General features: G+C 60.5%; 14 protein-coding genes. 10 read left to right on the forward strand and 4 right to left on the reverse strand.

Going from position 1 to position 13,103, the window contains the following annotated elements; all coding sequences use genetic code 11:
• The first annotated feature begins 193 nt into the window (after positions 1 to 193).
• Positions 194 to 1,057 carry an NAD(P)-dependent oxidoreductase gene (locus KOL70_RS04640; protein WP_215480273.1) on the forward strand — a complete coding sequence of 288 codons (864 nt, stop codon included), beginning with the start codon at positions 194 to 196 and terminating at the stop codon, positions 1,055 to 1,057.
• Entirely contained in the window at positions 1,058 to 1,840 is a 783-nt protein-coding gene (locus KOL70_RS04645) for a helix-turn-helix transcriptional regulator (protein WP_021506142.1), read from the forward strand.
• Here the strand turns inward: KOL70_RS04645 and leuA are convergent.
• Both leuA and pspF read right to left on the reverse strand, forming a co-directional pair.
• Positions 1,791 to 3,476 carry a 2-isopropylmalate synthase gene (gene leuA / locus KOL70_RS04650; RefSeq protein WP_215480274.1) on the reverse strand — a complete coding sequence of 562 codons (1,686 nt, stop codon included), beginning with the start codon at positions 3,474 to 3,476 and terminating at the stop codon, positions 1,791 to 1,793. The genes KOL70_RS04645 and leuA overlap by 50 nt on opposite strands.
• 119 nt (positions 3,477 to 3,595) lie before the next feature.
• Positions 3,596 to 4,591: a phage shock protein operon transcriptional activator gene (gene pspF, locus KOL70_RS04655; protein ID WP_021506140.1), complete on the reverse strand. Its 996-nt coding sequence runs from the start codon at positions 4,589 to 4,591 to the stop codon at positions 3,596 to 3,598.
• Positions 4,592 to 4,747: 156 nt separating this feature from the next.
• Here pspF and pspA point away from each other — a divergent pair, with 156 nt between their 5' ends.
• The 7 genes from pspA to tyrR all read left to right on the forward strand — a co-directional run bounded on the left by pspA (position 4,748) and on the right by tyrR (position 10,563).
• The gene (gene pspA / locus KOL70_RS04660; protein WP_215480275.1) at positions 4,748 to 5,413 is read left to right on the forward strand and encodes a phage shock protein PspA; all 666 of its coding nucleotides are present in this window, start codon (positions 4,748 to 4,750) and stop codon (positions 5,411 to 5,413) included.
• 57 nt (positions 5,414 to 5,470) lie between these two features.
• Positions 5,471 to 5,695 (forward strand): envelope stress response membrane protein PspB, encoded by a 225-nt coding sequence (gene pspB, locus KOL70_RS04665; RefSeq protein WP_021506138.1) that lies wholly within the window; start codon positions 5,471 to 5,473, stop codon positions 5,693 to 5,695.
• Positions 5,692 to 6,039 (forward strand): envelope stress response membrane protein PspC, encoded by a 348-nt coding sequence (gene pspC / locus KOL70_RS04670; protein ID WP_058758492.1) that lies wholly within the window; start codon positions 5,692 to 5,694, stop codon positions 6,037 to 6,039. The genes pspB and pspC overlap by 4 nt, the downstream gene beginning before the upstream one ends.
• 48 nt (positions 6,040 to 6,087) lie before the next feature.
• Positions 6,088 to 6,336 (forward strand): phage shock protein PspD, encoded by a 249-nt coding sequence (pspD, locus tag KOL70_RS04675; protein ID WP_058769747.1) that lies wholly within the window; start codon positions 6,088 to 6,090, stop codon positions 6,334 to 6,336.
• Positions 6,317 to 7,714, forward strand: coding sequence for a YcjX family protein (locus KOL70_RS04680; RefSeq protein WP_215480276.1), 1,398 nt, complete (start codon positions 6,317 to 6,319; stop codon positions 7,712 to 7,714). Before pspD ends, KOL70_RS04680 begins: the two co-directional genes overlap by 20 nt.
• Positions 7,711 to 8,784, forward strand: coding sequence for a YcjF family protein (locus tag KOL70_RS04685; RefSeq protein ID WP_215480277.1), 1,074 nt, complete (start codon positions 7,711 to 7,713; stop codon positions 8,782 to 8,784). The genes KOL70_RS04680 and KOL70_RS04685 overlap by 4 nt, the downstream gene beginning before the upstream one ends.
• 213 nt (positions 8,785 to 8,997) lie before the next feature.
• Positions 8,998 to 10,563, forward strand: a complete 1,566-nt coding sequence (gene tyrR, locus KOL70_RS04690; RefSeq protein WP_215480278.1) for a transcriptional regulator TyrR — start codon at positions 8,998 to 9,000, stop codon at positions 10,561 to 10,563.
• 58 nt (positions 10,564 to 10,621) lie between these two features.
• Here the strand turns inward: tyrR and tpx are convergent, their stop codons facing one another.
• Positions 10,622 to 11,125 carry a thiol peroxidase gene (gene tpx / locus KOL70_RS04695; RefSeq protein ID WP_021506132.1) on the reverse strand — a complete coding sequence of 168 codons (504 nt, stop codon included), beginning with the start codon at positions 11,123 to 11,125 and terminating at the stop codon, positions 10,622 to 10,624.
• 151 nt (positions 11,126 to 11,276) lie between these two features.
• Here tpx and ycjG point away from each other — a divergent pair, with 151 nt between their 5' ends.
• A complete protein-coding gene (gene ycjG / locus KOL70_RS04700; protein WP_215480279.1) occupies positions 11,277 to 12,263 on the forward strand; it encodes an L-Ala-D/L-Glu epimerase in 987 nt (328 codons plus the stop codon).
• Here ycjG and mpaA read toward each other — a convergent pair.
• A complete protein-coding gene (gene mpaA / locus KOL70_RS04705; protein WP_215480280.1) occupies positions 12,232 to 12,945 on the reverse strand; it encodes a murein tripeptide amidase MpaA in 714 nt (237 codons plus the stop codon). The genes ycjG and mpaA overlap by 32 nt on opposite strands.
• Between the last annotated feature and the right edge of the window lie 158 nt (positions 12,946 to 13,103).

A 13,103-nucleotide genomic window follows, 5' to 3' on the forward strand; every position in this document is an offset into this window, starting at 1 on the left:
AAATGAACCAATCGGGACATTTATCGCGCGTATGTTAATCGTTTTAGCGCGGGTTTGAAAAGCGTTAATAGTAGGGCAGAACCCTGTTAAGTGTGGCGTGAAAAATGTCCTTTCACCGCACCTCTGGCCTGGCTGTTAGCCCCAATTTCTGTCAGTGTGATCGTTTTGCCTGCGGTAAGAAGAAGGAGAAAACATGAGTCAGCAACCTGTAGTGGCGGTACTGGGATTAGGCGCGATGGGACACGCATTTGCCGCCAATCTGTTGAAGAAGGGCTTTACCGTGCGCGGCTGGAACCGCACCCGTGCCAAAGGTGAAGATCTGGTGGCCGCAGGCCTGACGCTGAGCGACAGCGCCGCGCAGGCTGTGGAAGGCGCAGACGTGGTGATTGCCATGCTGGCGGACGGCGCTACCACGCGCGCCACGCTTAACCAGGTGCAGAACGCACTGCAGCAGGGGGCTACCGTGGCGCAGATGGGCACCATCGGTGTTGAAGCGACCGACGCGCTGATCGCCGGGCTGGCGGCCGCACGGCCAGACGTGGTGTTTATTGATGCGCCGGTCTCCGGTACCAAAGCGCCGGCTGAAAACGCGCAGATTCTGGTGATGGCCAGCGGCGACCGGCAGCGCGCCCAGGCGGCGGAGCAGGTGTTCGCCGCGATTGGTAAAGGGACGCAGTGGCTGGGGGCCGCCGGTGCCAGCTCGCGCATGAAGCTGGTGGTGAATAGCTGGCTGATTGGCCTGATGCAGAGTCTTGCCGAAAGCACCCGGCTGGCAGAGCAGTTTGGTTTCACTACCGACGATCTCTGGCAGGTGCTGGAAGGCGGTCCGCTGGCAGCGCCGTACGCCAAAATGAAACTCGGCATGATTGCCAGCGGCGACTTTACGCCGCAGATGCATCTGATCTGGGCGCTGAAGGATGCGCGGCTGGCGCTGGACGCGGCCGGCGACACCTCGCTGCCGGCGCTGGAAAACATCGTCGATGTCTGGCAGCAGGCGGTCGATGCCGGTTACGGCGAGCAGGATCTGGCGGCGGTTTATCAGTACCTGAAACGCTAAATGAGTCAGCGGCTCGACTTTGACTTCTCGCAGCGTCCGCTGGTGCCGTATGCGCATGATTACGCGCACGGCGATGCGGAGCCGTGGCACTATCACCACTGCGCGCAGCTGATACATACTTTGAGCGGCGTGGTGAAAGTGGAAACGCAACACGGCAGCTGGATTGTGCCGCCCAGCCGCGGCGTGTGGCTGCCGGCCGGCACGCGTCATGCGCTGCACATCGTTGGCAGCGTGGCGGCGCGCACGCTGTTTGTCGATCCGCTGGCGCGCGCCGATCTGCCCGCCAGCTGTCAGGTGGTGCAGATATCGCCGCTGCTGCGGGAGCTGATTGTCAGCGCGCTCACGCTGCCGGAGCATTACGCGTCTGGCAGTCGCGCCGAGCGCATTTACGAGCTGATTCTCGATGAAATTCGCGTGATGGACGTGCTGCCGTTTGGCCTGCCACTGCCACACAGCGACCGGCTGCTGGCGCTGTGCCAGCAGATTCAGCAGGCGCCGGGCGAGAGCTGGACGCTGGCGCGCGCGGCGGCGCAGCTGTGTGTGGCGGAACGCACGCTGGCGCGCCATTTCAGTCGCGAAACCGGTTTGCAGTTTAGCGACTGGCTGCGGCGTGCCCGGCTGAGCGTGGCGCTGACCCGGCTGGCACAGGGCGATACGGTGCTGGCCGTGGCGCTCGACCTCGGCTACGACAGCCCGAGCGCCTTCAGCGCCATGTTTCGTCGCGTGCTGGGCGTTACGCCAGCGAACTACTTTCCGGCGGCAGAAAAGCGCCCGCCGCGTTAAGCAACGCCTGCAGCGAAGCGCGCGTCACGTCATTATCAATACCCACCCCCCACGCACGCTCGCCACGCGGCGTGATGCAGCTGATATAGCACACCGAACGGCTGTCGCTGCGTTTGCCCAGCGTGTGTTCATGGTAATCCTCAATGGTTACGGCCAGATCGTAGCGCTGACGCAGCGCGGCGACCGCCGCTGACAGCAAACCGTTGCCGCGCCCTTCCAGGGTCAGCTGCTGCGGACCCTGCTGCAGGCGCGCTTTAATCCGCGTCTCGCCCTGATCATCGCTATGGCTCTCTGCCTGCAGCAGGCGACACCGTGGCTGTTGCAGGCCGTACTGCTGACAGAACAGCTGCCACAGCGCGTGGTGCGTCATCTCCTGGCCGTGAGCATCGGTCTGCTGCTGCACGCAGCGGCTGAAATCCTGCTGCAGGCCGCGCGGCAGTTGCAGGCCGTGATTTTGTTCCAGCAGCCAGGCGGCACCGCCTTTACCGGACTGGCTGTTCACGCGGATCACCGCTTCATAGCTGCAGCCGATGTCCAGCGGATCGAGCGGCAGGTAGGGCATTTGCCATACCACTTCATTATGCGCGCTGCGTTCGGCAAAGCCTTTGCGAATGGCATCCTGATGCGAGCCGGAGAAGGCGGTAAACACCAGTTCGCCGGCGTAAGGATGGCGCGGATGGACCGGCAGTTGGTTACAGCGCGTCACCACTTCCAGCACCTCGCGCATATCGCTAAAGTCCAGCTCAGGCGTCACGCCCTGGGTATAGAGATTCAGAGCCAGCGTCACCAGATCGACGTTGCCGGTGCGCTCGCCGTTACCAAACAGACAGCCTTCAACGCGATCGGCGCCGGCCAGCAGCGCCAGCTCGGCGCAGGCGATGCCGGTGCCGCGATCGTTATGTGGATGGACGCTGATGGCCACCTGCGAGCGCTGGCTGAAGTGGCGACAGAAATACTCGATCTGGTCGGCATAGACGTTGGGCGTGTTGACTTCCACCGTGGCGGGCAGATTGATGATCATCGGCCGCTGCGGTCCCGGCTGCCAGATGGCGGCGACCGCTTCACAGATTTCCAGCACAAATTCCGGCTCGGTAAAGCAGAAGGTTTCCGGCGAGTACTGAAAGGTCCAGCGTGTGGCGGGCTGCGCCGCACAGCGTGCGCGGATTTGCCGCGCGGCGGCGCAGGCCAGCTCGACAATTTCAGCTTTGCTCTGACGAAATACGCGCTCACGGAACAGCGGGGCGGTGGCGTTATACAGATGGATAATCGCCTGCGGCGCGTCACGCAGCGCTGCAAAGGTGCGATCGATTAAATCGCCGCGCGCCTGGGTTAATACCTGAATAGTGACGTCGTGAGGGATGTGCTGCTGTTCAATCAGCAGGCGCACAAAATCAAAATCGGTTTGCGAGGCGGCGGGAAACGCTACTTCAATCTCTTTAAAGCCGCAGCGCAGCAGCAGTTGCCAGAATGCTAATTTGCGCGCGCTGTCCATCGGCGTAGCCAGCGCCTGATTGCCATCGCGCAAATCGGTTGAGAGCCAGCGCGGCGTGCGGGTGATCTGGCGTGACGGCCACTGGCGATCCGCCAGATTGATGACAGGCCACGGGCGATATTTTTCAGCAGGTTGAGTCAGCATGGGGGTCTCCTTGAGGTCTGCCTGTAGTCTGCAGTAACCTGCCGGACGCGGCTCACGCATAGCTGACAACCCGGCGTGCAAAACTGACAGCTGCCGCAGCGATACCCGTCAGTTAAACCCTACTGTGCTTCGATCCCGTGTTTTTTCATCATCGCGCGCAGCTGATGATAAGTAACGCGCAACAGTTCAGCGGCGCGGCGCTGGTTGTATCGCGCCTGTTGCAGACTGGCTTCGACCAGTGCGCGCTCCTGCTGGTTTTGCCACTGGCGTAAATCCAGCGGCAGCGCCGGCAGGGCGTTTTCACGCTGTTCTGCTGCTGGCTCTGTTACCGCAGGAGCGCTGCGTGGCGCAAACGGATTGATGATGATGGTGTCGAGCGCCTGTTCGGTGCTGTGATGACGGTACACCGAGCGCTCCACCACGTTTTTCAGTTCACGCACGTTGCCCGGCCAGCTGTGCTGCAACAGGGTGAGCTGAGCGCGCTCGCTAAAGCCGGGAAACAGCGCCAGGCCCAGCTCGCGGCACATCTGAATGGCAAAATGCTCGGCCATCACCAGAATATCGCTGCGGCGCTCGCGCAGCGGCGGCAGCTGGACGACATCGAACGCCAGCCGATCGAGCAGGTCGGCGCGAAAACGGCCGGCGGCGGCCAGCGCGGGCAGATCCTCATTGGTGGCGCACACCAGCCGCACGTTAACCTGCAGCGACTGATTGCCGCCAACGCGTTCCAGCTGGCCATACTCAATCACGCGCAGCAGTTTCTCCTGCACCAGCATCGGCGCAGTGGCAAGCTCATCCAGAAACAGCGTGCCACCATCGGCGCGCTCAAAGCGGCCAAGGTGGCGCTTCTGGGCACCGGTAAAGGCACCGGCTTCATGGCCGAACAGCTCGGAATCCAGCAGGTTTTCATTCAGCGCGGCGCAGTTGAGCGAAATAAACGGTCCCTGCCAGCGGTCGGAGAGGTAGTGCAGGCGGCTGGCAATCAGCTCTTTACCGGTACCGCGTTCACCAGTCACCAGCACCGGTTTCTCCAGCGGTGCCAGTTTCGATACCTGTTCCAGCACCTCTAAAAAGTTATTCGACTCACCCAGCAGATTGTCTTTACCGTTTGCCATGATGAAATTCACCACTGATTAATTAATTTCACTACCTTAACGGATTGCGCGGAGCGTGTAAAATACTCAAATTCATTAAAATCAGCAGGTTAAAAACTGGCACGCATCTTGTATTAATTATGGGCGTAAAGACATGACAACCAGAGGAACATCATTATGGGTATTTTTTCTCGTTTTGCCGATATCGTGAACGCTAACATCAACTCGCTGCTGGAGCGTGCCGAAGATCCGCAGAAACTGGTACGCCTGATGATTCAGGAAATGGAAGACACGCTGGTGGAAGTGCGTTCCACCTCGGCCCGCGCGCTGGCAGAAAAGAAACAGCTGCTGCGCCGTATTGAGCAGGCCGAAATTCAGCAGGCGGAATGGCAGGAAAAAGCTGAGCTGGCGCTGAGTAAAGAGAAAGAAGACTTAGCCCGTTCGGCGCTGATTGAGAAACAGAAGCTGACCGACCTGATCGCTGCGCTGCAGCAGGAAGCCAGCCACGTTGAAGAGACGCTGGATCGCATGAAAGGCGAGATTGGCGAGCTGGAGAAAAAACTCAGCGAAACCCGCGCCCGTCAGCAGACCCTGACGCTGCGTCACCAGGCGGCTTCATCGTCACGCGATGTGCGTCGTCAGCTCGACAGCGGCAAGCTGGATGAGGCGATGGCACGCTTCGAATCTTTTGAGCGCCGCATCGATCACATGGAAGCAGAAGCGGAAAGCCAGCGCTTCGGTAAAAGCAAAACGCTGGACCAGCAGTTTGCCGATCTGAAAGCCGATGACGAAATCAGCAAGCAGCTGGCTGCGCTGAAAGCCAAAATGAACCGCAGCGAGTGATCGCCCCGGGCCTGCTAACGGGCCCGGATTGCCGGGTGTACTGAAAAAGGAGAGTCAATGAGCGCACTATTTCTGGCCATACCGTTAACGATCTTCGTGCTGTTTGTGGCACCGATCTGGTTATGGCTGCACTACAGCAACAAACGCAACGGCGGGACGCTATCGTCCGGTGACCTGCAGCGCCTGCAGCAGCTGACGCAGGAAGCGCGCCGCATGCGTGACCGGGTCGAGGCGCTGGAAGCGATCCTCGATGCCGAACACCCGAACTGGAGGCAGCCATGATGAACGGACGCAAACTGTGGCGTATTCCGCAGCAGGGCAAAGTGCGCGGCGTGTGTGCCGGGCTGGCCGAGTACCTGGATATTCCGGTGCGGCTGCTGCGTGTGATTGTGGTGCTGTCACTGTTTTTCGGTCTGTTTATGATCACCGTGACCGCCTACTTTATCCTCGGCTACGTGCTGGATGAAAAACCGCTGGACGCACCCTCTGAGCGCACACCAACGGCGCGCGAACTGCTGGATGAGCTGGAGAACACGCTCACCGCGGATGAGCGTAACGTACGCGATATTGAGCGTTACGTGACCTCAGAAACCTTCAGCGTACGCAGCCGTTTCCGCCAGATTTAATCCCTGTCGCGGGCCCGTCAGCGGGTCCGCTGCTCTAAGAGAGGCGCTATGCATACGCAACGTTTTACTGCTCTGCGCCGCCGCGCAACGCCTGCGTTGAAGTCGGCGGGAAAATTCATCATCATCAGTGCAGTAACCTATGCGCCCGGCGGCCTGGCCGGCTGGGCAGTGAAATCGGTGGCGCGCCGTCCGCTGCGCCTGTTGCTGGCGGCCGCCCTGGAACCGTTGCTGAGTAAGGCGTTTAACCGCCTGTCAGCACGTTTCATCAGGGAGAGCGATGAAAAGACTGCAAAATGAGTTGATGGGGCTGATGAACCGCGGCGTGGATCGTCATCTGCGCCTCGCCGTCACCGGCCTGAGCCGCAGCGGCAAAACCGCCTTTATCACCTCGCTGGTTAACCAGCTGCTTAATGTCCACAGCGGCGCGCGTCTGCCGCTGTTTTCCGTGGTACGCGAAGAGCGACTGCTGGGCGTGAAGCGCGTACCCCAGCGTGAGTTGGGCACGCCGCGCTTTACCTATGACGAAGGGCTGGCCCAGCTGTACGGCACGCCGCCGATGTGGCCGACCCCGACGCGCGGCGTCAGCGAGATGCGCCTGGCGCTGCGCTACCGGCCGGATCAGTCTCTGCTGCGTCATTTCAAAGATACCGCCACCCTTTACCTCGAAATTGTCGATTATCCCGGCGAGTGGCTGCTCGATCTGCCGATGCTGGCGCAGGATTATCTCAGCTGGTCACGCCAGATGGTCGGCCTGCTGCAGGGCGATCGTCAGCAGTGGGCCGCGCGCTGGCACAGCCTGAGCGCCGATCTCGACCCGTTCGCGCCCGCCGATGAAAACCGCCTGGCGGAGATCGCCGCGGCCTGGACCGACTACCTGCATCAGTGCAAAACCGAAGGACTGCACTTCATCCAGCCGGGACGTTTTGTGTTGCCGGGTGACATGGCTGGCGCGCCGGCACTGCAGTTTTTCCCGTGGCCCAACGTCGATGAACAGCAGGCCGGTAAGCTGCTGCAGGCACAGGCTGGCAGCAATTTCGCCATGCTGCAGCAGCGTTTCCACTACTACTGTCAGCATGTGGTGAAAGGGTTTTATAAAAATCACTTCCTGCGCTTCGATCGTCAGATCGTACTGGTCGATTGCCTGCAGCCGCTCAACAGTGGACCGCAGGCGTTCAATGATATGCGGCTGGCGCTGACCCAGCTGATGCAAAGTTTTCACTATGGCCAGCGCACGCTGTTCCGCCGTCTGTTCTCGCCGGTCATCGATAAGTTGCTGTTTGCCGCCACCAAGGCCGATCACATTACCGCCGATCAGCACGCCAATATGGTGTCGCTGCTGCAGCAGCTGGTACAGGACGCGTGGCAGAACGCCGCGTTTGAAGGCATCAGCATGGATTGTCTGGGGCTGGCGTCGGTGCAGGCGACCGAGAGCGGGCTGGTGGATCATCGCGGAGAAAAATTACCGGCGCTGCGCGGTCATCGCCTCGCCGACGGTGAACCGCTGACCTTTTACCCGGGCGAAGTACCGCCGCGCCTGCCGGGCAACAGCTTCTGGCAGCAGCAGGGGTTTCAGTTTGAACAGTTCCGGCCGCAGCAGCTGGATGTCGATCGGCCGTTGCCGCATATCCGCATGGATGCTGCGCTGGAATTTTTACTGGGAGATAAATTGCGATGAGCGATGAAACGCCACTCAAACCACGGATAGATTTTGCCCGCCCGTTGCAGGAGCCTGTGGAGCCTACCCTGCGCGCGGCGCACACCTTTAGCAGCGACGCGCAACAGGGGTTTCTGGTGACGCCTGACGCGGAGCCGCTGGAAGAGGGCGCCGGCGAGAAAGTGGTGGAAGCCGCGCTGCGGCCAAAGCGCAGCCTGTGGCGCAAAATGGTGGGCGTCGGGCTGGGTATCTTTGGTATCAGCGTGGTGGCGCAGGGCGCCCAGTGGCTGCACGATGCCTGGCTGACGCGCGACTGGTTTGCACTGGGCAGCGGCGTGGCCAGTGGGCTGATTATCGCCGCTGGCGCGGGCGCGCTGATTGGCGAATGGCGTCGGCTGTATCGTCTGCGTCAGCGGGCGGAAGAGCGGGACGTTGGCCGTGAGCTGCTGAACAGCCACGGCATCGGCAAAGGCCGGGCGTTCTGTGAAAAGCTGGCGCGCCAGGCGCAGCTGGATCAGGCGCATCCGGCGCTGCAGCGCTGGCACGCGGCGCTGCACGAAACCCATAACGACCGCGAAATTGTCACACTGTATGCCCAGCTGGTGCAGCCGGTGCTGGACCGTCAGGCGCGGCGCGAAATCAGCCGCCACGCGGCAGAATCGACGCTGATGATTGCCGTCAGCCCGCTGGCGCTGGTGGATATGGCGTTTATCGCCTGGCGCAACCTGCGGCTGGTGAACCGCATAGCGGCCATCTACGGCATTGAGCTCGGCTACTTCAGTCGCATCCGACTGTTCCGGCTGGTATTACTGAATATGGCGTTTGCCGGTGCGTCAGAGCTGGTGCGCGAAGTTGGTATGGACTGGATGTCGCAGGACATCGCCGCCCGTCTCTCGGCGCGTGCGGCGCAGGGCATCGGTGCCGGGCTGCTCACCGCCCGACTGGGAATCAAAGCGATGGAATTATGCCGTCCGCTGCCGTGGCTGGCGGAGGACAAACCGCGGCTCGGCGATTTCCGCCGTGAACTGGTGGGACAGCTTAAAGAATCGCTGGCCAAAAATGGTGATAAAGCAGGTCAGGCTGCTAAATAATCTCACCTTGTCTGCCTTTCACGCTGCCGATGGCGTGAAAGGTAAAATTATCTGTGCTCAGGGTATTTTCTGGCGGGATTATTGTTGGTTGTTCCGCTACACTTCTCTTCGTCACCTGCCTCAGAGTGTCAACTTTTCATGACAGAACCCTTCTGAGGCGCTGCAAGTTAGCGTATTATCTCTAAAATCAAAACCTGACTAAGGCTCATCGCAATGCGTTTGGAAGTTTTCTGCCAGGACCGTATCGGTCTGGCGCGCGAGCTACTCGACCTGCTGGTTGCCCGTAATATTGACCTGCGCGGCATTGAAATTGCCTCGCTGGGCCGCATCTACCTCAACTTTTCTGCGCTGGAATTTGACGCATTCAGCAACCTGATGGCGGAGATTCGCCGTACACCGGGCGTGACAGATGTTCGCACCGTGTCTTTCATGCCGTCTGAACGTGAACATCGCGCGCTGAGCGCGCTGCTGGTGGCGATGCCCGAGCCGGTGTTCTCCCTCGACCTGAAAGGTAAAGTCGAACTGGCGAATCCGGCGGCGCAGAACCTGTTTAACCTCGACGAACAGAAGATCCGTAATCAGAACGCCGGCACGCTGATTGCCGGCTTTAATTTCCAGCGCTGGCTGGAGAGTGAACGTGTTGACGCGCAGGCGCAGCATGTGGTGATCCAGGGGCGTGATTTCCTCATGGAAGCGCGCCCGATCTATCTGGCGCAGGAAGATGAGCAGAACGACCAGCCGGTAGGCGCGATGATCACCCTGAAATCCACCGCGCGCATGGGGCGGCAGTTGCAGAACCTCAGCGTCACAGATGACTCCGAATTCGAGCACATCGTGGCGGTGACGCCGAAAATGCGTCAGGTGATCGACCAGGCGCGCAAGCTGGCGATGCACGATGCGCCGCTGCTGATTGTCGGCGACACCGGCACCGGTAAAGATATGCTGGCGCGCGCCTGCCATCTGCGCAGCGCGCGCGGCAAAAAACCGTTCCTGGCGCTCAACTGCGGCTCGATCCCGGATGACGTCGCTGAGAGCGAGCTGTTTGGTCACGCGGCGGGCGCGTATCCCAACGCGCTGGAAGGCAAGAAGGGCTTTTTTGAGCAGGCGAACGGCGGCTCGGTGCTGCTGGATGAAATCGGCGAGATGTCGCCGCGCATGCAGACCAAACTGCTGCGCTTCCTGAACGATGGCACCTTCCGCCGCGTCGGCGAGGATCATGAAGTGCATGTGGATGTGCGCGTGATCTGCGCCACGCAAAAGAATCTGATTGAGCTGGTGCAGCGCGGTGAGTTCCGCGAAGACCTGTTCTATCGTCTGAATGTGCTGACGCTGAATCTGCCGCCGCTGCGCGAACGTCCGCTGGATATTCTGCCGCTCACCGAAATGTTTGTGGCGCGCTTCGCCGATGAGCAGGGACTGCCGCGCCCGCGTTTGTCACCGCAGCTGACGCCGTTCCTGACGCGCTATAACTGGCCGGGCAACGTGCGCCAGTTGAAAAATGCGCTGTATCGCGCGCTCACGCAGCTGGAAGGTTATGAACTGCGTCCGCAGGATATCGTGCTGCCGGAGCAGGCGCTGGATGTGTCGCTGGGCGAAGAGGCAATGGAAGGGTCGCTGGATGAAATTACCAGCCGTTTTGAGCGTTCAGTGCTGACTCGTCTCTATCTGTCGTATCCCAGCACGCGTAAACTGGCGAAACGCCTTGGGGTGTCACACACCGCGATTGCCAACAAGCTGCGCGAATATGGCCTTGGTCAGAAACGCAGCGAAGGCGAATAATCCGCGTTCTGCATGAACAAGCCGTCTGTGACAGACGGCTTTTTTATCAGCAGTAACCTTACTTCAGCGCTGCCAGTGCCGCTTCATAGTTCGGCTCTTCGGTGATTTCATTCACCAGCTCGCTGTACAGCACCTTATCGTTCTCATCCAGCACCACCACGGCGCGGGCGGTCAGGCCTTTCAGCGGGCCATCGGCGATGGCAACGCCGTAACCTTCAATGAATTCTGCACCGCGCAGCGTAGACAGCGTCACTACGTTATTGACGTTCTCGGCGCCGCAGAAGCGCGATTGCGCAAAAGGCAGATCGGCAGAGATGCACAGCACCACGGTGTTGTCAGCTTCGCCAGAACGCTCGTTGAATTTGCGCACCGACGCGGCGCACACGCCGGTATCAATGCTTGGGAAAATGTTCAGAACTTTGCGTTTGCCTGCATACTGAGAAAGGGACACATCACTGAGATCTTTCGCTACCAGGTTGAACGGTTTTGCCTGCTCGCCAGCCTGCGGGAAGTGGCCGGCAACCGGCACCGGATTGCCCTGAAAGTGAACATTCTGCGACATACAATTTCCTTTTAACGATGAAAAATCTGGCGTTAACCCCACCAGAACAGGTATAGCGTTTGTTTATGACATAAATTTTAAGGGTTTACGAGCCTAATTCAACGTGGAGCTGCACCAGCACGTTATGACGTCATGGATTTGAGGAGTCAGTATGAGAACAGTGAAAAGTTATCCGGAAGCCTGGCCGCTGCACTCGCCATTTGTGATTTCGCGCGGCAGCCGCACCGAGGCGCACGTGGTGGTGGTGGAGATTGAGCAGGATGGCCTCAAAGGGATTGGCGAGGCCACGCCCTATGCGCGCTATGGCGAAAGTGAGGCTTCGGTGCTGCAGCAGATTGCTTCACAGCTTGGTGCGTTACAAAACGGCATGACGCGGGCAGCGCTGCAACAGGCGTTGCCGGCCGGTGCCGCGCGCAACGCGATTGATTGCGCGCTGTGGGATCTGGAGCGCCAGCAGCAGCGCACCAGCCTGGCGGCGCTGTGTGAGGCGGTGCCGGCACAGGAGATCGTCACGGCGCATACCGTCAGCATCGATACGCCAGAAGCGATGGCCAGCAGCGCGCTGGCGCTGTGGCAGCACGGCGCGCGCCTGCTGAAAATTAAGCTGGATAACCATCTGATCAGCGAACGGCTGGTGGCGATCCGCAGTGCGGTGCCGGACGCCACGCTGATCGTCGATGCCAATGAATCCTGGCAGGCAGAAGGGCTGGCGGCGCGCTGCCAGCTGCTGGCGGATTTGCAGGTGGCAATGCTGGAGCAGCCGCTGCCTGCCGTGCAGGATGCGGCGCTGGCCCATTTTATCCATCCGCTACCGATCTGTGCGGATGAGAGCTGCCACACGCGCGACAGTCTGGCAGCCCTGCACGGGCGCTACGACATGGTGAATATCAAACTGGATAAAACCGGTGGGCTGACCGAAGCGCTGGCGCTGGCCACGGCCGCGCGCGCGCAGGGATTTGCCATCATGCTGGGCTGTATGTTGTGTACCTCACGCGCCATTCGCGCCGCGCTACCGTTAACGCCGCAGGCCACGTTTGCTGACCTCGACGGTCCGACGTGGCTGGCGGCCGATGTGGAACCGTCGCTGCACTTCTCGCACGGCGTGCTTAAGACGACGGCTGCCAGCGCAGCAGGTTGATCATCGCATCAAGATACACCTCGGTGGCTTCGTCCACCGAGATGGCGGGCATTTCGGCGGTGATGCAGGGCAGACTGAGATCGGCGCACCAGCTGCCAAACGAGCCCGGCGTGGCGTAGCCGACGCTACTCACCACCGGCAGACCGGTTTGTTCCGCCAGCCAGCTGGCCAGCGGGCTGTGGTGCGGATCATCAATACAGGCCAGCGGTTCGTGCCAGGAGACGACCCAGCGCGGTCGGATACGATGAATCAGCTGGCACAGTGCGGCGGTTTCCGGCTCTGACGCTGGTGCGTTTCCGGTTGAGAGTAGCACATCGCGCGCGTCGGCCACGCTGTTCCAGCGATAGACGGTATCGCCCGCTTGCCAGTTGGCGGCAGGGAAGTTGCGGTTGAGATCGATACCGTTGACATTGGCGCGCAGCCCGAGCTGGCAGCCATCCGGATTGACCGCCAGAATCACATGATGACGCCGCAGCGTGTCCGGCAGCGTGCGCATGGCGGCAGAGAGCGTGGCCACCGCCGCGTTTTCATCGCCGTGGGTGCCGGCGATAATCAGTCCGCTGTCCTCGTCGGCCGCCGGTGCTGGAAACCACAGCAGCGGCGCACCCAGCACCGATTGTCCATACTGTTGCCAGACGGCGTCCAGCTTACCGCGTAGCGGGCGCGGGTGGTGTGTCGACATAACCTTCCTCTCTGTCATGCATCGCGTTCAGCCGCAAAAATTGTGAGCTGCCATCCAGCCTCAACATAACGGTAAACAGCAGACGGGGAAATAGCTATTTATCAATCAGCGATTTGCGATAAAGTGCGAAAAGTTGCTGGCGACGCATTGGTTTGGCC

It is taken from the genome of Pantoea sp. B270 (assembly GCF_018726825.1).
In the GTDB taxonomy this organism is placed as follows: Bacteria; Pseudomonadota; Gammaproteobacteria; order Enterobacterales; family Enterobacteriaceae; genus Pantoea; species Pantoea dispersa.